Below are 16,734 nucleotides of genomic sequence, written 5' to 3'. Positions count from 1 at the left end.
CGCATCAAACGTCATGAGCTCCCACGGCGAAAAATACGCCGTGTTCTCCGCCTTCAATCCATCCGCACTTTTGAGCCCCCAGCCGATGCGCATCTGGTGCACCCCCGCCTTCATATCCGGAAAACCCACCAGCACACTCATCCCATCCTTGCTCAGATACGCGCTGCTCGCCGTCATCCATTCCTGCCCGCTGCTGCCGTCCAGCTTCAAATGCGGCGAGCCATAGTCAAAGGTCCGCCTGTAGTTCCAGCGCTCGCCATTGAAACTGTCAGGATCAGTCGCCAGCTTTGCATCCAGCTTCGCATTGAACTTCAGCAGCAATCCCTTGTCCGTCGGCGTCACTTCCTTGAGCAGCACCCGCGGCTTGTCCGTGTAGCGCACGCGCGCCAGCCCGCTGATCTTCTTCACCACCGTGCCCCACACCTGGAAGCCCACCACATAGAGCTGCCCGTCCGCCGGATTCACCACCGCGTTCAACGTAGGAAAATCAAAGTTCCGATTAAAGCTCACTACCGCCGCCTGTGGCTTTTCAAAATGCGAGTTCATCAGCACGCGGAAAAGCTCCGGCCGGTTGTAGCCAATGTGAATCAGCTCTCCATTCACCGGCCCCATCTTCGCGTCGATGAGCCACGTCTGCGTCACCCCACTCGGATTCACCGGATGCGGCAGCCACGTCAGCGGCTCCGTGATCGTCTCCGGATACTTCTCCTTCGGCGCGATCGTCGGCAGATGCCCGTAGAAGTGATGATCCGAAATAATATGCAGCGGGGTGGACGGCACATAGTTGCCCTGCTGATCGCTCGCCGTCACCAGCCCCGTCTTCGGATTCACCCCGATGAACGGCTGCCGCAACCCATACCCAATCACCTCCATCGACTTCCCATCCGCCGCGATTTTGATCACCGTCCCATTGTGCTTGCCATAAGTCGTCCCTTCCTGCCCGCCCTTCGAAATATACAGCTCCCCCTTCGGCCCCAGCTTCATCGAATTCGGAAACTCCCGCGTCTCAGCCGTCTGCGCGAACAGATTGCAGAACATCTCATACCGGTCGCACTCCTTGTCACCATTCGTGTCCACCAGCTTCCAGATCCCATTGCGATCAAAGACCAGAATCTCGCCATTCCTCACCACAAGGCTCATCGGCTCATGCAGCCCGCTCGCAAACCTCTTCCACGTCACCTTCTCCAGATCCCCCTTCAAACCCGAGATCAGCCACACATCCCCATCAAACGTCACCCCCGCCGCATCCCCCTGGTCATTCAAAAACGCCACATCCGCCAGCCTCACATTCCTCTTCCACGGATTCGCAAGGGGCAGGGGAATCTCATCATTAACATAAGCGTCCGGCTTGGTGGAGAGCGTGGCGGTGGTGGTGAGGGTTTGCGGCCACGTTTCGTTTTGTTCTTTGTCTGACTTTGTTTCAGTGCGAACTCCGATGCCTGGAAATGTGATGGATGATTTTTGTGGTGTGTCTGTTGGATCAAATCCGAGAACAACTTTTCCCATGGAAAGCATCAAGCCGGTGTCGTAAGTGGATCCCGTTCCTGAGGAATATTGGACGTTTGTCGTTTTCGTATTCACCAAGCCAGCCATCCATACAAGCTGCTGCTTGTGCGGACCGACGACCACATCGGCATGAATTCCTTGCGGAGTCGTTCTTAGCGTTTCAACGACTTGAACTCCGGCAATCTCCAATTCGAGAGATATCCCGGCAGCGCTTTTTTTTACGGCTACTAAACGAGAACCCGCAACCGGCCCACGTCCCACCTCCTCCGGACTCGGCGTCGCCTCACGCGGATCCGTAAAGCTCGGCTTCTCCCCCACCTGCCAGCCCGGATAAATCCCATTCGCCAGCCACACCTTGCCAATCGGCTTCGGCAGAAAATCCTGTCCATCCTTCGTCTTCTGCCCCGCCACATGATACGATCCCGGCGCCAGCGCATCCGCACTCACCGGCGGCTTCCCAGCCTCGCCTTCCCAGATGCAGGCAATGCGCAGCAGATCCGTATCAAAGCACGCCCACAAATTGTGCCCCAGATTCAAAACAATCCCACGCGGCGTCAGATTGTCCTTCGGAAAACCCTCACCCGCCTCCCTCGCATCCAGCACACTGCTAAAAAACGGAAAATCCTTCTCCACAAAATCCCCCCACGGCGATGGCGCAGCAGGCGCGTCCGCCACCTTGGGCTTCGCAGGTTTGTCCGCAGCGAGCGAGCAGGTGGCAAGAGACAGGAAGGCAAGGAACGAGCAAAACTTCATGGGAAACACACAACAGGCGTCGCGCGCTCGATCTGTCAATCATGTACGCCTTGCCAAAAGTACGATGGGCACTCCTGCCCGTCGACCAGCGCGCCCACACTCTCGTTCGCCCACGCGGATCCTAAAACCAATCGAAGACAGCGCCAGCAAAGTAGCCCAGTTGCGCCGCAACTGGAGCTCTTCGCCAGCCGCTTCGCCTACTCCACCCTCACGGCCGCACACACCATCTCCAGCACCCGGTTCAGCGAAGCCGCACCGCTGCCCTCCATAAACGCATTCCCCGGAATCGGCTGCCAGTTATCCCGGTCATGCTTCTGCTCCGGCTGCGGGATCCGCGTCAGCGTCGGATCATACTGCCCGTCCTTGCCGCCCAGCTTGTAGATCACCAGATCCAGCGACGGCACCACGTAGAGACAAAAACCACCCGCGCCCGATTTCCAAAACGCATCCTTCGGCGCACCCGCCACGTGTCCGTCCGCATTGTGCTCAAACTGCAGCGAGAACGGCGTGTGCGGATTGTGCGGACTCCACGTCTGGCACTTCTTGATGTAATCCGCCGGCACCAGTTGCTGGTCCTTCCACTTGCCACCATGCGCCAGGCAGTAGCCCATGCGCACCGCATCCGTGGCATGCAGCGCCGTGCTGCCCGCGCCATTCGCGTGCGGCATCACATAGTCACCACGGTGCAGGCAGTAGTCCCACGCGCCCCAGCCCTGCGGCTTCGCCAGCCGTGCATCAATGTAATCCTTCAGCTCCATGCCCGTCACATGCCGCAGCACGATGCTGGCGATGTGCGGGGAAGGGGAGGAATACGAATACCCAGCTCCCGGCGCCGTCCACAGCGGCACATTGAGCGATGACTTGTCCAGGTCCTTGATGTTCTGCCCCGGAACCGGCTTGAGCTGTTGCGCCTTGGGGTCACCTTTCACATACCCCGTCGGCGTCTGCCCTTCACCCCAATAGCCGCCCGTCATGCACAGCAGTTGTCCCAGCGTGATCTCCGCCTTGCGCGGATCATTCAGCGGATAAGCTTCCGGCAGATACTTCGCAGTAAACACCTTCGTATCCAGCCCCTCAGGGATCTTGTCCTTAAACTCATGCAGCATGATCCCGCATGCGATGCTGCAAAAAGCCTTCCCCGTGGATGCCATGTCCGGATTGCTGTTGCGGCTCGCACGACCAAAGTATTTCTCAAACACCAGATACCCCTTGTGTACCACAACGAGGCCACCATTTCCCGTCGAGCGCTCCGTCATCGTATACGCCGGCTCCAGCTTCACCAAATCCATGCCACCCAGCTCGCGGCATTCCTTCTCGCCCTTCGCTTCACGCCAGCCACCCTCGCTGTCAGGCGGCGGAAAATAAACATCAGCAGCGTGCAGAAAAGCAGTGGCGAAAACAAGGGTGGTCAGAAGTCGAAAGCTCATGGTCCATCACCATGAAATGCCCCGCCTCATTTGGCCAGCTTCATTTTGCCCCGCTCAAAAACTCCTGCGCACGCCAATCAGCACCCCCAGCGCATCCAGCCCCGGATTTGGATTCGTCTGCCCGCCATTGGACATATGCTGAAACATCGCACTCGCATTCACGGACCACTTCTCGGTAAGCGTGTGCGAGACACCCAGCTGGCTGTACCAGTTCAGCGTGAAGTCCTGCCCCTGACCACCAGGAGCATCCTGCGCATCAATCCAGCCCACCCCACCACCGCCTGAGCCAAAGACGCTCCACGTCGCGCTCGGGTTCCACCATTCGATGACTCCACCGCCCGAAAAGCCGAGGTAGCGGTTCTCAGAACCCGTCTCGATGAAATTGGCCATCGCAGAAAATTTCTGCCTCACAACCAAGGCGGAGCCATTGCGGAAATGGAATCCAAACCACTCCGGCGTGCGCCAGGAAACGATGAAGGGGATGATGCGATAATTAAAAGTGGTGTCTCCGCCGACCTTCCAGAGCATGCCCGTCTCAAACTCAAGGGCACCTTTGTCCCAGGGCTTGAGCTCCACAGGTGGCACGGGGGACTTGGAGAAGCCCGTCGTGGAGACCATCAGCGCGCAGGCAATGCAGGAAAGGAATCGAATCATCCCCAAGCCTAAACTCATCCCGGCACATTTTCCAGCGAGGAGTTATTTGCCACTGCCCCGTCGCGCTTCATATCTAGCCCCTCCATGTCCGCCCAACCTGCCTACGATCTCCTGTCCCTCGGTGAAGTCCTCCTCCGCCTCGATCCCGGTGAGGGACGCGTGCGCACCTCCCGCCAGTTCACCGCCTGGGAGGGCGGCGGCGAGTACAATGTGGCCCGCGGCGCCCGCCGCTGCTTCGGCCTGCGTGCCGGTATCTTGACTGCTTTTGCCGACAACGAAATCGGCCGCCTCATCGAAGACCTCATCCTCCAGGGCGGCGTGGACACATCCCTTATCAAATGGGTGCCCTATGACGGCATGGGCAAACGCGTCCGCAATCCCATCAATTTCACCGAGCGTGGCTTCGGCGTTCGCGGTGCCAAAGGCAGCGTCGATCGCGGCCACAGCGCCGCCTCGCAGCTCAAGCCTGGCGACTTCGACTTCGATCACCTCTTCGGCACCCTCGGCTGCAAATGGCTCCACACCGGCGGCATCTTCGCCGGCCTTTCCGAATCCACTGCCGAGATCACCATCCAGGCCTGCGAAGCCGCCAAAAAACACGGCGTCACCGTCAGCTACGACCTCAACTACCGCCCCTCCCTCTGGCAGGAGCGCGGCGCCTTCGCCGGATCTCAGGCGCTCAACCGCCAGCTCGCCCCCTACGTCAATGTCATGATCGGTGTCCTCAGCGACGAGCCGCCCGTCTCCTCCGCCACGCCCACGGATCCCACCGACATCTTTGCCGCTGAAGACGCCAAGCTCCGCCCCATGATGTTAAAGCTCGCCGCTCAGTACCCCAACCTGCACACCATCGCCGCCACCCTTCGCCGCGTGCACACCGCCAACGTCAATGACTGGGGCGCTCTCTGCTGGCACAAAGGCAGCTTCCATCGCAGCCGCAACTACTCCCGCTTCGACATCCTCGACCGCATCGGCGCGGGCGACAGCTTCGTCGCCGGACTCATCCATGGCCTCCTCGTGGAAAACGACGCCCAAAAAGCCGTCGACTACGGTGCCGCCCACGGCGCCCTCGCCATGACCACCCCCGGAGACACCAGCATGGCCACCTTCCCCGAAGTCCAAAAGCTCGCCGAAGGCGGAGACGCCAAAGTGCAGCGCTAGAGGAATGACGAACTGAAAGACTCAATCGCCTTGTTAGAGCGTGTTAAATAATGTCGTGTCCGGTAACTCCAAGGCTGTCATAGCGGTTCTCCCTCTCCCCGCCCCGGATACACGACGACCGCGAAAATTTTTCTTCGGGGAGAGGGTTGGGGTGAGGGGACATCAGCACCACTCGCCAGCATTGGAACGCCCCTCCTTGACTAAGTCCCAGTCATACATTCGTCATTTTCGTCCCTTGCCTCTTCCCCCTATCGTTCCCTATTCCTCCCCCCAGCTCCTTCCCTGAATGGCCTCCACTTTCTTCACTCCTCCCCACGTTTACGAGCAGCCCTTTCCGGCCTTCGACATCAACGCCATCGAAACCCCCGCCTACGTGGTGGACGTCGCGCTGCTGCGGAAGAACATGGAAAAACTCGCCCGCGTGCAGAGTGAATCCGGTGCCCGCGTCCTCCTCGCGCTGAAGGGCTTCTCCATGTTCAGCGTGTTCCCCATCATGCGCGAATACCTCAGCGGTTGCTGCGCCAGCGGCTTGAACGAGGCCCTTCTCGCCCAGGAATTCGGCAAGGAAGTCCACGTCTATTCCCCCGCCTTCAAACCGCAGGAGATGCAGCAGATCATCCCTATCTCGCATCATCTCAGCTTCAATTCCCTCGCGCAGTTTCGGAAGTTCAAGCCCATGCTCGATGCTGCCAAATCCGCCACCGGCCACGCTCCCAGCCCCGGCATCCGCGTGAACCCCGAGCACTCCGAAGTCGAGGTCTCCCTCTACGATCCCTGCTCCCCCGGCTGCCGCCTCGGCATTCGCTCCGACCTCCTCGAAGACCAAGACCTCACCGGCATCGAAGGCCTTCACTTCCACGCCCTTTGCGAGCAAGACTCCGACGTCCTTGAGCGCACCGTCGCCGCCGTCGAACAACGCTTCCCCCGCCTGCTCAAACAGGTGAAGTGGGTCAACATGGGCGGCGGCCACCACATCACCCGCAAAGACTACGATGTGGACCTTCTCATCCGCGTCCTCCGCACCTTCCGCGAGAAGTGGGGCAAGGACGTTTACATCGAGCCCGGCGAAGCCGCCGGCCTGAACACCGGCTACCTCATCGCCGAAGTGCAGGACATCATCGCGGCCCCCACGCCCACCGCCATCCTCGACATCTCCGCCACCGCCCACATGCCGGACACGCTCGAGATGCCCTATCGCCCCCACATCTTCGGGGCCGGTCTTCCCGGAGAGCACCCCTACGAGTACAAAATGGGCGGCACCTCCTGCCTCGCCGGAGACGTCCTCAGCGGCTTCTCCTTCCCCGAGCCCCTCCGCATCGGCCAGCGCCTCGTCTTCGCAGACATGGCACATTATACCATGGTGAAAACCACCACCTTCAATGGCGTCCCCCATCCCGACATCGCCATCTACGATCCGTCCACTCAGGAATACCGTGTCGTCCGCAAATTCGGCTACGCCGACTTCCGCAACAAGCTCTCCTGAGCTGGGCTAAAGTCCTGCCGAGCTTGAGCTCGCTCCGGAAACGCCGCAGCTCCATCGTTCCGCAGTCCACACCACACGTATTGTAGTCCCGGCTTCAGCCGGCTCCGGTCGCATTACCCTGCGCATGCTAAAGGAGGTGTCACATAGCAGGAAGTCACAGGGCGAAAATCTCTCATCACTCCGCAGCCCACAGCGCACGTATTGTAGTCCCGGGTTCGCTTCGCGGCTGCGCAGCAGCCGGTTCCGGTCGAGTTACCCAGAGCCCTGTTTAAATCACTCCAGATGGCGGAGCCATCTCAGCCCGTAGCGAGGCGGTTGAGCGCAGCGACACCCCTCGTTCCGGGCCCGCGAAAACCATCCATACCCCCGCATCGCGTAGCGATGCCAGCACAAGCGTCCCACCCGCTCCCTTCGTCCCACCCCATTCCCCCCTCCCGTCACAAAAGCACCAAGTTTGGCCTCAATCGTGTCTGCATCATGCACAGCCACGCCGTAATGATACGCTCACCCTCGCCGTATACACTCCATGCGCATCCTTTCACTACTCTCCGTGCTGTCGATCTGTTCCGCCGGCCTCCTGCCTGCCATCGAACCCGTCAAAGCGAAGCTCAACCTCCTGGACGTCATCAAATCCGGCAACGTGGACTACCACGTCAATCCCAAGGCCGACTTCCACGATGCCCCCAAGGACGTCTGGACTTTCGACAAAGACGGCACCTTCCACATCAGCGGCCGTGGTTACGGCTACGTCGCCACAAAGGAAAACTTCCGCGACTACCACCTCGTGCTCGAATTCAAATGGGGCACCAAGACTTGGGGCAAGCGCGAGAAGGCCGCCAAGGACAACGGCATCCTCCTCCATGGCTACGGCCCGCACGGCGCTTACTCAGACACCTGGATGGCCAGCATCGAGGCCCAGATCATCGAAGGCGGCGTGGGCGACATCCTCGTCCTCTCCCCCAAACTCGCCGACGGCACCCAGCTCACCACCTCCCTCTCCGCCGAATTCGCCCTCGATCGCGACAAGGAAAAAATCTGGAAGAAAGGCGAACCCCGTCAAACCGTCACCGCAGGCCGCATCAATTGGAAACACCGCGATGTAGACTGGGCCGACAAAGTCGGCTTCCGCGGTCGCGAAGATGTCGAGTCCCCCTCCGGCGAGTGGAACCGCCTCGAAGTCATCGCCAAAGGCGACACGCTTCAATACTTCGTCAACGGCGCGATGGTCAATGAAGCCTTCGATTGCAAACCCGCCGAAGGCAAAATCCTCCTGCAGACCGAAGGCGCGGAAATGCTCGTGCGTCGTTACGAATTGTATCCCCTCGGCGAATTCAAAGAAAAGTGGAGCGCCATCCAGGCCAGTGGCGGCAGCGACATCGGCGCTGTGCGTGATGGCCAGTCCAAAGCTCTCTCCCCCGAAGAATCCCTCAAACGCATCCAGCTCGATGGCGACTATGAAGTGCAGCTTGTCGCCGCCGAGCCCCTCGTCCTCGACCCCGTCGAATGCACCTGGGACGCGCAGGGCCGCATGTACGTCGCCGACATGCGCGACTACCCCCTCGGCCCCCCAAACCCCGGAGATCCCTGGCTCTCCCGCATCCAACTCCTCACCGATGAAGACGGCGACGGTCGCATGGACAAAGCCGTCACCTTTGCCGATCACATGGACAACGTGCAGGGCCTCCTCCCCTACAACGGCGGCCTCATCGCCACCACGCGCTCGCAGATTCTCTTCCTCAAAGACACCGATGGCGATGGCAAGGCCGACGAAATCAAGTCCCTCATCAAAGGCTTCAATCCCAAGCACGCGCAGCTTCAGGTCAGCGCCCCGCGCTGGGGCCCCGATGGCTGCATTCATTTCAACAACGGTCTCGATGCCCGCGAGATCTATCCCGCCGACAAACCCGCCGATGTGGTGAACATCCCCGGCAGCAATTTCAAATGGGACCCCCGCACCGACAAGATCACCCCCACCGGCGGCAAAGGCCAGTACGGCGGCGCCTTCGATGACTACGGCCATCACTTCTACTGCTCCAATCGCAATCCCCTCATGTTCACCGTCATGCCCTACGAGGCCATGCTGCACAATCCCCACGCTGGCATCACGCAGAACTTCGAGGACATCGCCCCCTTCGGCGCTGAAACCCGCGTCTTCCCATTGCAGATCACCCACACCACAGCAGACGCTCACGCCGGCACAAACACCGCTTGTTCCGGCCTGGGCGTCTATCGTGGTTCGCTCATGCCCGCTCTGAAAAACAACGTCTTCGTCCCCGATCCCACCGGCCAGCTCGTCACCCGTTACAAGATCACACCCAGCGGCGCATCCCTCAAAGCCACCCGCGTTGGCGACCGCACCGAATTCTTCCGCAGCAGCGATGAATGGAGCCGCCCCGTCAATTTCACCACCGGCCCCGACGGTGCCATTTACATCTGCGACATCTACCGCCGCTGGATCGACCACGCCCGCTTCTTCCCCGAGGAATTCGTCAAAACCCACGACATGCGCCAGGGCGAAAACGAAGGCCGCATCTGGCGCGTCGTGCCCAAGGGGACGAAAAAACTCGTCACCAAAACCCCCGGCAAATACCACGCCATTCTCGAAGTCGGCTGGGGCGAAGTCCCACCTGAGCACCCCGAGCGCATTGCCTTCCTCAAAGCTCAGACCATCACCGATGCCAAAAAGCTCAGTGCTCTCATCGCGAAGTATCCCGAAGACCCATGGATGGCAAAGATGGTCGCCTCCTCCGCCAGCACGCAGATGGGCCGCATCCTCAGCTCCCTTGGCGATGACTTCTTCAAGACCTTCTCTGAAATCCGCAGCACCACCATCCGCACCTTTACCTTGGGGGCCATCGCCGATGCTGAAGCAGAAGACGTGACCGCACTGCTCTCCCTCCTGCAAAAAGAACCCGGCAAACTCCTCTGGTGGAAACCCGCTTTGCTGCAAGGCCTCGCCAAGCTGCCCAAAGGCCACGAAGACGCCGCCAAAGAAATCGCCACTCTGCAGTCCGAGATCGACGCAATCATCGCCAACAACAAATCCCCTCTCGACCAGCGCCTCGCCGTCATGCCCCTCCTCGGCCAGCGCAAATGGGATGCCGTGCAGCCCGTCGTGAAAACCCTCCTCACCACCAGCCAGCCGCCGGAGTTGTCTCTCGCCGCACTGGCCTTGCTGCGCAAATACCCCGCCACCACCACCTCGCCGCTCATCTATGAACTCCTGCCCAAAGCCGGACCCGCATTGAAGCGCGACCTCGTCCCCGTCCTCACCGCCAACGCCACCACCGCGCTCGATCTGTTCAAGCGCATGGAGAAGGGCGAGTTCCCCACCGCCTGGGTCGATGTCGAAACCCGCTGGCGCTACCAGCGCGGCACCGGCGAGATGCCCGCACTTGCCAAGAAGCTCTTCGGCGAAGCCAGCAGCGACCGCGCGAAAGTCGTCCAAGACTACATGGTCGCCACTACCACGAAAGGGAACGCCAAAAAAGGTCAGCAGGTCTTCGCCACCATCTGCATCACCTGCCACAAGCACGGCAGCCTTGGCGTCGATGTCGGCCCGCCGCTCTCCGACGTCAAAGTGAAGCCCCCTGAAGGCCTCCTCTCAGACATCCTCGATCCCAATCGCATGTTTGAAGCCCGCTGGAGCGCCTACACCGTCGAGACCAAAGACGGCCGCACCCTCTCCGGCCTCATCCAAAGCGAAACCGGCGACGGCATCGTCCTCGCCATGATGGGCGGTGCCAAGGAAACCATCGCCCGCACCGCCATCAAGGAAATGAAATCCCTCGATCACACCCTCATGCCCGTCGGCCTCGAAGCCGCCATCACCAAAGAACAAATGGCCGACCTCCTCGCCTTCCTCCTCGGGAAATAGAGGGCAGGGGAGTCCTTGCTTCATCAAGACGGCATAGAAGCAGCGCAACAGCCTTCATTTTTGGACTGCGGTCGCGCAGCGAGGAACAGCCTGTCCTCCGTAGCTCGTAGAGCGAAGGAGGAAGCGCAGCTACCGCTTTCCGCAGGCCGGACAGCACACGCATTCCACGAAACCATCGAAAGGGAAGCTTCGATAGTCGCATGCCCAAGAAGCCACGCTTTGTGCCTGCGCAGATGGATTGAAGTACGATAGACACTCCTGTCTGTCGATCAGCGCTGCCCAATCACCCCAGACCGACGGGCCATGTCCATCGCACTTAACAGAGTCTTCTGAATGGCTGCGTCAGAATTTAAAAGGCTCCAGATCGCCGGCCTCCGGCAAACCGGGTAGCGGTGAGACAAACCGCGCTTGCACTAAATGCTGGCTCTCAATCCCCTCGCGCGAGTCCAGCCTCTCCCTCAATCCCCATCCGCGCCCTCTTCCCCATGCCCCTCCTCCGCCATCCTCTGAATCGTCCCGCCTAGCAGCTCAATATATCCATTCACATCCATGCTCTCCGCCTCAGGCTCCCCACGCACGCTGTAAAGCCACCCCTGCTCATACGGATCACTGCGCACAATGCACGCATCCACCTTGAGCTCCGGGTTCCCACCCGCAAACGCGCCGTTCATCACGCAATAAACGTCAGACGCCGCCTTGAAGCCCTCCACCCAGCCGATGTTGTCGCCGGGAGCCACGGGACCGCCTTCAGCAGGCTTCCATTCGCAGTCCACCAGTTCACCCAGCATCCGCGTTGCGAACTTCGTGAAGCCCACGCGCCACAAATTCGTCTCCCCCTCCACCGGCGCCATCCAGTAGTGCGAGCGCGAGTATCGAAAAGTATCAGGGAAACGAGCGGAAAACCGGGCGTGCTTGAAGCGAACAAAATTGAGCATGGGGAAGGGGAGAGAAAAGCCGGAGGTCAGGAACTGGTCAAGAGTCGTGATCTAGAACGTTCGCGGACACGATGATTCACCATGACTACGCACTCGTCTTGAACTCGTAGCATCACGCCCTCCGCTTCAAGCCCACAAACGCCAGCACCACGCCCACGAGGAAATGCACCCCGAGCATGCTCATCGCAATATCCGGTGTCGCAAACCAGGTCTTCACCAGTTTGTCGATGGGGGTGAAGTAGGCCGTCTTCTCCAGCGAATCGATGATGCCCGACCACCCATAATGCGCCGTGATGAACGGATGCACCAGATGCCCTAGAATCTTCGGGAAACCCAGCAGCGCACCGCAGAGCAGGACGTTCGCGCAAAGCAGCGTGAGCGAGACGCTGTGCGCACGCTCCTTGCTGTCAGAGTTGGCGGAGATCCCCAGACAGAGAGCGGCAAAAGCTGCGCCCGAGAGGACAGGCAGCATCAGCTTGGCCATCCCCGTGCCCGGCAGCACGCCGGAGCCGGAAACGATGTCCAGAAACATCTCCATCCAGATGCTTTGCACCAGAATGATGGGCAGCATGAAGAGCAGGGAACCGATCAGCCATGCGGCGGGGGCCACACCGCCGATGCGCTCGCGTTCATAAATCGCACGTCGTCCGGCGATCTCGCGTGCACCGAGGCGCAGCGCCATGAACATCACCAGCAGAATCTGAATCAGGACGATCATCGACACCGCATGCGCCGCCGGCCAGACCACTTCAATGGAGGTGCTGCCAGCGCGCATTTCCTTGAGACCTTTTAAATTGGGCAGCAGCAGCAGGGCCGCAACGGCAGGCCCGCCCACCAGCAACGAGGCATGCACGATCCACTCGCGTGGGCTGCGACGCAGCAGCGACCAGCGGCGTTTCACCAAATGCTGCGCCTGGCTGAGAATGCCCGGCAGCGGAATGATTGGCCTCACCTCGGCTTCGTCAGGCTTTTTGACCTCCTCTTCATCCTCGCCGCCCTTCTGCTTCATGATGATCGTGCGGTCCTCATCACCCGGATCTTCCTCGGCGGCGGAAAGCTTCTCCGCCACGCCACTCCCAAGCTTGAACGCCGCATAGTACGCATCGCGGTGCTTCATCCAGGAGTCGCCCCAGCGCTGCGCGGGACGCTTCGCCAGACGTGCATAAACTTCATCATACGTCGGCACCGTGAAGTAGTGCGGCACGGCGCGTGCAGGACCGTGGAAAGCCACGTAGCCCTCATGCATCACCACCACCGTGTCATACGCCCCCAGATTCGCCAGCGAGTCTGTCGCGTGAATCACGATCCGGTCAGGCCGGTCGCTGGCCACCAGTCTCAGCAGCGCCTCAAACTCACGCTCGCTGCGCACATCCATCCCCACCGTGAAATCATCACAAAGCACGATCACCGGATCTGCCACCAGCGCCAGGCCGAGCTTCAGGCGGCGGCGCTGCGGCAGTGCCAGCGCCGAGGTGCGCTCCGTCGCGATATTTTCAAGCCCCACCGTCACCAGCACATGGGACACGCGGGAGATCACCTCATCCCGATTCCGTCCGGCTCCGCGCAGCATCGCCGCGCTGATCAGGTTTTCGCGCACCGTCAGGTGCTCGATCAAATTGTCGTCTCCCGCCGGCACCCAGCCCAGCTGATTGGCATACAGCGGCTGCTTGATGAGATCGCGCTTTCCAAAAGTGATCGTCCCAGCCTCAGGCTCCGTCAATCCCGCCAGGATTCGCAGCAGCGTCGTCTTACCACTGCCCGAAGGTCCGATCAGCGCCAGCACATGCCCGCCCGGAGCCATGAAACTGACCTGTTCCAGCACGCGCAGCGGCTCCTTGCCTTTTCCGGGAACAACGTGGGAGAGATTGTTGATTTCGAGCATATTCCCGATCTAACCCGGTCTGGCAGAAAGAGCAAAGTTCAAAATTCTGCCTTCCCTTCCTCCGCCAACGCTTTATTCCTCCGCAACCATGGCCTCCATCCTCCAAGTCCACCCTGCCGACGACGCCATCGTCGCCCTGTCCGATCTCACCGCCGGCACCGCCCTCTCCCTGAACGGCCGCTCCTGGACCCTCCGCGAAAAGATCCCCGCCAAGCAGAAATTCGCGGCCCATGACTTCGCCGTCGGCGACATCGTCACCATGTATGGCGTCACCGTCGGCAAAGCCACCCAGTCCATCGCCACCGGCGCCCTCATTCACACCCACAACGTCGTCCACGCCACCTCCGCCTTCAGCGGCAAGCAGCGCGACTACACCTGGACCCCACCCGACGTCTCCAAATGGAAGACCCGCACCTTCAACGGCTTCAAGCGCTCCGTTGGCCCTGCCGGCACCGCCAACTACTGGCTCGTCATCCCCCTCGTCTTCTGCGAAAACCGCAACCTCGCCTTCATGCGTGAGGCCCTCACCCGCAGCCTCGGCTACGGCAAAACCTCACCCTACGAGCGCTTCGCCCAGCGCCTCTTCGATCTCCACCGCTCCGGTGCCTCACGCGATCAAATCGAAGCCGCCACCCTCGAAGCCGAAACCTCCGCCACCGCCGCTCGCGTCTTCAAAAACATCGATGGCGTCAAGTTCCTCGAGCACGGCCTCGGCTGCGGCGGCACCCGCCAGGATGCCCAGGCTCTCTGCCGCCTCCTCGCCGGTTACATCCACAGCTCCAACGTCGCCGGTGCCACCATCCTCAGCCTCGGCTGCCAGCACGCCCAGGTCAGCCTCCTCGAGAGCGAGATGGCCGCCCTCTACCCCAAATTGGAAAAGCCCCTCCTCATTTACGAACAGCAGAAGAGCAAATCCGAGCGCGACATGATGGCCAGCGCCATCCGCGACACCTTCCTCCATCTCGCCACCGCGAACGAACAAACCCGCGAGCCCTGCTCCCTCAGCAATCTCATCATGGCCGTCGAATGCGGCGGCAGTGATGGCTTCTCCGGCATCTCCGCCAATCCCGCCATCGGCCACACCGCCGATCTCCTCGCCGCTCTCGGCGGCGCGCCCGTCCTCAGCGAGTTCCCCGAACTCTGCGGCGTCGAGCAAAGCCTCAGCGACCGTTGCGTCACCGCCGCCCTCGCCGATAAATTCGTCGGCCTCATGCGTGCCTACGAAGCCTCCGCCCAGGCCTGCGGCTCCGGCTTCGATGCCAACCCCAGCCCCGGCAACATCCGCGACGGCCTCGTCACTGACGGCATCAAATCCGCTGGCGCAGCCAAGAAAGGCGGCACCAGTCCCATCGTCGATGTCCTCGACTACGCCGAGCCCATCCGCCAGCACGGCGGCCTCACCCTCTACTGCACCCCCGGCAACGACGTCGAAAGCACCACCGCCCTCGCCGGCGGCGGCTGCAACATGATGCTCTTCACCACCGGCCTCGGCACCCCCACCGGAAATCCCGTCTGCCCCACCCTCAAAATCTCCACCAACTCCGATCTCGCCCGCCGCATGCCCGACCTCATCGACTTCGACACCGGCCCCATCATCTCCGGCGAAAAAACCGTCGAACAAATGGGCGAAGACATGCTCGAACTCGTTATCGCCACCGCCAGCGGAGACTACACCCCCAAAGCCGTCTCCCTCGGCCAGGACGACTTCCTCCCCTGGAAACGCGGTGTGTCGCTCTGATTCAAAAGTACGATGGGCACTCCTGCCCGTCGACCAGCGCCCCGCCACACCCGACGGGTAAGAGTACCCATCGCAGCTTTCCGAACGTCCGGCATCGTGAGCATGAAAGCGCCAATTGCCAACAGGGCCGTTTTGCGCTACTCATCCAGTCATGAAGAGTGCAGTGGACAGTTCCATCACCCAGGTGCCGCCTTCTCCAAAAAAGACGCCGCCACCATCGAAGCGCGATTGGTTGAAGACCGCCGGTTGGGCGAAAAACGACGCGCTCTATGCCGAGGCCGTTCGTTTGGGCCAGGAATACCGACGCAGCATGACGGTGGAGTCCGAGCATGCTGATTCTTGACACCATCATATCTCCGAGATCGATCTCGACACACCCAAAGGCCGCGCTCTCAAACAGCGGCTGACGGAGTCCACAGAAGATCATTTCCTGCCCATCGTTGTGAGCGAGGAAATCCTGCGCGGCTGGCTCGCGCTGCTCAACAAAGCCCGCAACGTCGATGAACAAGTGCATGCCTACTCGCGGTTTGGCCGCAGCCTGGCAGAACTCAACAAGTGGACCCTGCTGGAATGGGATCATGACACAGCAGCGGTTTTCACGCGATTGCGTTCGGAAGGAGTACGCATCGCCACGCTCGATTTACGTATTGCCAGCATCGCCATCGCCTATCAGGCCACTCTGCTTTCTCGCAATCTGCGTGACTTCAATCAGGTGCCAGGTCTGCGCGTGGAAAACTGGCTCGACTGAGTTTGCCTGAACAGACGGTAACGCAGGGCTCCCACCCCACGAAAGCAAATGCCAGACTTGTGACGCATCTGGAAATCATGCTTGCCGATGGGGCGGGCTCCATCTCTTAATGCACCCATGCGCCTCACCCTCTTCGCCTTAGCCCTCGCCATTCCCGCTCTGGCCAAAGACATCCCCATCGCAGATGCCGCCGCATTCGCCGCCGCCGCTCAAACAATCAACGCAGGCGATACCCTCATCCTCAACGACGGCACCTGGACCGACGCCCAATTAAAACTCCACGCCGAAGGCACCGCCGAGAAACCCGTCACCATCAAAGCCCAAACCCCCGGCAAAGTCATCTTCACCGGCACCTCCCGCCTCTCCGTCGGCGGCTCCCACATCATCGTGGACGGCCTCTGGTTTCAGAACCCCACCGCCGAGCAGGTCATCGAACTCCGCAAAGATTCCAAGCAGCTCGCCAGCGACTCCCGCATCACCAACTGCGCCGTCACCAACGACACCCAGCTCACCTCCACAGCCTCCGCCCAGTTCGTCTCCATCTACGGCGCACGCAATCGAGTCGACCAC

The 16,734-nt window shown here is 60.8% G+C and carries 12 protein-coding genes; 7 read left to right on the top strand and 5 right to left on the bottom strand.

The features are described from left to right. The 3 genes from ACIREA_RS10705 to ACIREA_RS10695 form a co-directional block, all read right to left on the bottom strand. Window positions 1–2,259 (bottom strand): DUF6797 domain-containing protein (locus ACIREA_RS10705; protein ID WP_397382261.1); only part of this gene is annotated, 2,259 nt, incomplete at its 3' end. A 197-nt stretch (window positions 2,260–2,456) separates the two neighbouring features. Continuing rightward, on the bottom strand, window positions 2,457–3,686 hold the full coding sequence (locus tag ACIREA_RS10700; RefSeq protein WP_397382260.1) for a serine hydrolase domain-containing protein: 1,230 nt from the start codon (window positions 3,684–3,686) through the stop codon (window positions 2,457–2,459). A 54-nt stretch (window positions 3,687–3,740) separates the two neighbouring features. After that, window positions 3,741–4,340, bottom strand: coding sequence for an acyloxyacyl hydrolase (locus ACIREA_RS10695; protein ID WP_397382259.1), 600 nt, complete (start codon window positions 4,338–4,340; stop codon window positions 3,741–3,743). 84 nt (window positions 4,341–4,424) lie between these two features. Here ACIREA_RS10695 and ACIREA_RS10690 point away from each other — a divergent pair, with 84 nt between their 5' ends. The 3 genes from ACIREA_RS10690 to ACIREA_RS10680 all read left to right on the top strand — a co-directional run bounded on the left by ACIREA_RS10690 (window position 4,425) and on the right by ACIREA_RS10680 (window position 10,861). After that, window positions 4,425–5,501, top strand: a complete 1,077-nt coding sequence (locus tag ACIREA_RS10690) for a sugar kinase (protein WP_397382258.1) — start codon at window positions 4,425–4,427, stop codon at window positions 5,499–5,501. Between the two features lie 286 nt (window positions 5,502–5,787). Further along, a complete protein-coding gene (gene nspC / locus ACIREA_RS10685) occupies window positions 5,788–6,984 on the top strand; it encodes a carboxynorspermidine decarboxylase (protein WP_397382257.1) in 1,197 nt (398 codons plus the stop codon). 526 nt (window positions 6,985–7,510) lie between these two features. Continuing rightward, window positions 7,511–10,861 carry a PVC-type heme-binding CxxCH protein gene (locus tag ACIREA_RS10680; RefSeq protein WP_397382256.1) on the top strand — a complete coding sequence of 1,117 codons (3,351 nt, stop codon included), beginning with the start codon at window positions 7,511–7,513 and terminating at the stop codon, window positions 10,859–10,861. Window positions 10,862–11,319: 458 nt separating this feature from the next. Here ACIREA_RS10680 and ACIREA_RS10675 read toward each other — a convergent pair whose 3' ends face one another. Both ACIREA_RS10675 and ACIREA_RS10670 read right to left on the bottom strand, forming a co-directional pair. Beyond that, window positions 11,320–11,796 carry a glycine cleavage system protein H gene (locus tag ACIREA_RS10675; protein ID WP_397382255.1) on the bottom strand — a complete coding sequence of 159 codons (477 nt, stop codon included), beginning with the start codon at window positions 11,794–11,796 and terminating at the stop codon, window positions 11,320–11,322. 112 nt (window positions 11,797–11,908) lie between these two features. After that, window positions 11,909–13,678, bottom strand: coding sequence for an ATP-binding cassette domain-containing protein (locus ACIREA_RS10670; RefSeq protein WP_397382254.1), 1,770 nt, complete (start codon window positions 13,676–13,678; stop codon window positions 11,909–11,911). Between the two features lie 88 nt (window positions 13,679–13,766). Between ACIREA_RS10670 and ACIREA_RS10665 the strand changes: the two genes are divergently transcribed. The 4 genes from ACIREA_RS10665 to ACIREA_RS10650 form a co-directional block, all read left to right on the top strand. After that, window positions 13,767–15,416, top strand: a complete 1,650-nt coding sequence (locus ACIREA_RS10665; RefSeq protein WP_397382253.1) for a UxaA family hydrolase — start codon at window positions 13,767–13,769, stop codon at window positions 15,414–15,416. Window positions 15,417–15,579: 163 nt separating this feature from the next. After that, on the top strand, window positions 15,580–15,759 hold the full coding sequence (locus tag ACIREA_RS10660; RefSeq protein WP_397382252.1) for a hypothetical protein: 180 nt from the start codon (window positions 15,580–15,582) through the stop codon (window positions 15,757–15,759). 99 nt (window positions 15,760–15,858) lie between these two features. Continuing rightward, on the top strand, window positions 15,859–16,164 hold the full coding sequence (locus ACIREA_RS10655) for a type II toxin-antitoxin system VapC family toxin (RefSeq protein ID WP_397382251.1): 306 nt from the start codon (window positions 15,859–15,861) through the stop codon (window positions 16,162–16,164). A 117-nt stretch (window positions 16,165–16,281) separates the two neighbouring features. Continuing rightward, window positions 16,282–16,734 (top strand): chondroitinase-B domain-containing protein (locus ACIREA_RS10650; RefSeq protein ID WP_397382250.1); only part of this gene is annotated, 453 nt, incomplete at its 3' end.

This window comes from Prosthecobacter sp. (genome assembly GCF_044373815.1).
In the GTDB taxonomy this organism is placed as follows: Bacteria; Verrucomicrobiota; Verrucomicrobiia; order Verrucomicrobiales; family Verrucomicrobiaceae; genus Prosthecobacter.
Note: the sequence above shows the minus strand (reverse complement) of the source record. Positions and strands in the feature narration are given on the sequence as shown.

Coding starts and splice junctions, on each gene's coding strand:
- ACIREA_RS10690 (WP_397382258.1), top strand. CDS start 4,425: ATGTCCGCCCAACCTGCCTACGATCTCCTGTCCCTCGGTGAAGTCCTC.
- nspC (WP_397382257.1), top strand. CDS start 5,788: ATGGCCTCCACTTTCTTCACTCCTCCCCACGTTTACGAGCAGCCCTTT.
- ACIREA_RS10680 (WP_397382256.1), top strand. CDS start 7,511: ATGCGCATCCTTTCACTACTCTCCGTGCTGTCGATCTGTTCCGCCGGC.
- ACIREA_RS10670 (WP_397382254.1), bottom strand. CDS start 13,678: ATGCTCGAAATCAACAATCTCTCCCACGTTGTTCCCGGAAAAGGCAAG.
- ACIREA_RS10665 (WP_397382253.1), top strand. CDS start 13,767: ATGGCCTCCATCCTCCAAGTCCACCCTGCCGACGACGCCATCGTCGCC.
- ACIREA_RS10695 (WP_397382259.1), bottom strand. CDS start 4,340: ATGATTCGATTCCTTTCCTGCATTGCCTGCGCGCTGATGGTCTCCACG.
- ACIREA_RS10700 (WP_397382260.1), bottom strand. CDS start 3,686: ATGAGCTTTCGACTTCTGACCACCCTTGTTTTCGCCACTGCTTTTCTG.
- ACIREA_RS10675 (WP_397382255.1), bottom strand. CDS start 11,796: ATGCTCAATTTTGTTCGCTTCAAGCACGCCCGGTTTTCCGCTCGTTTC.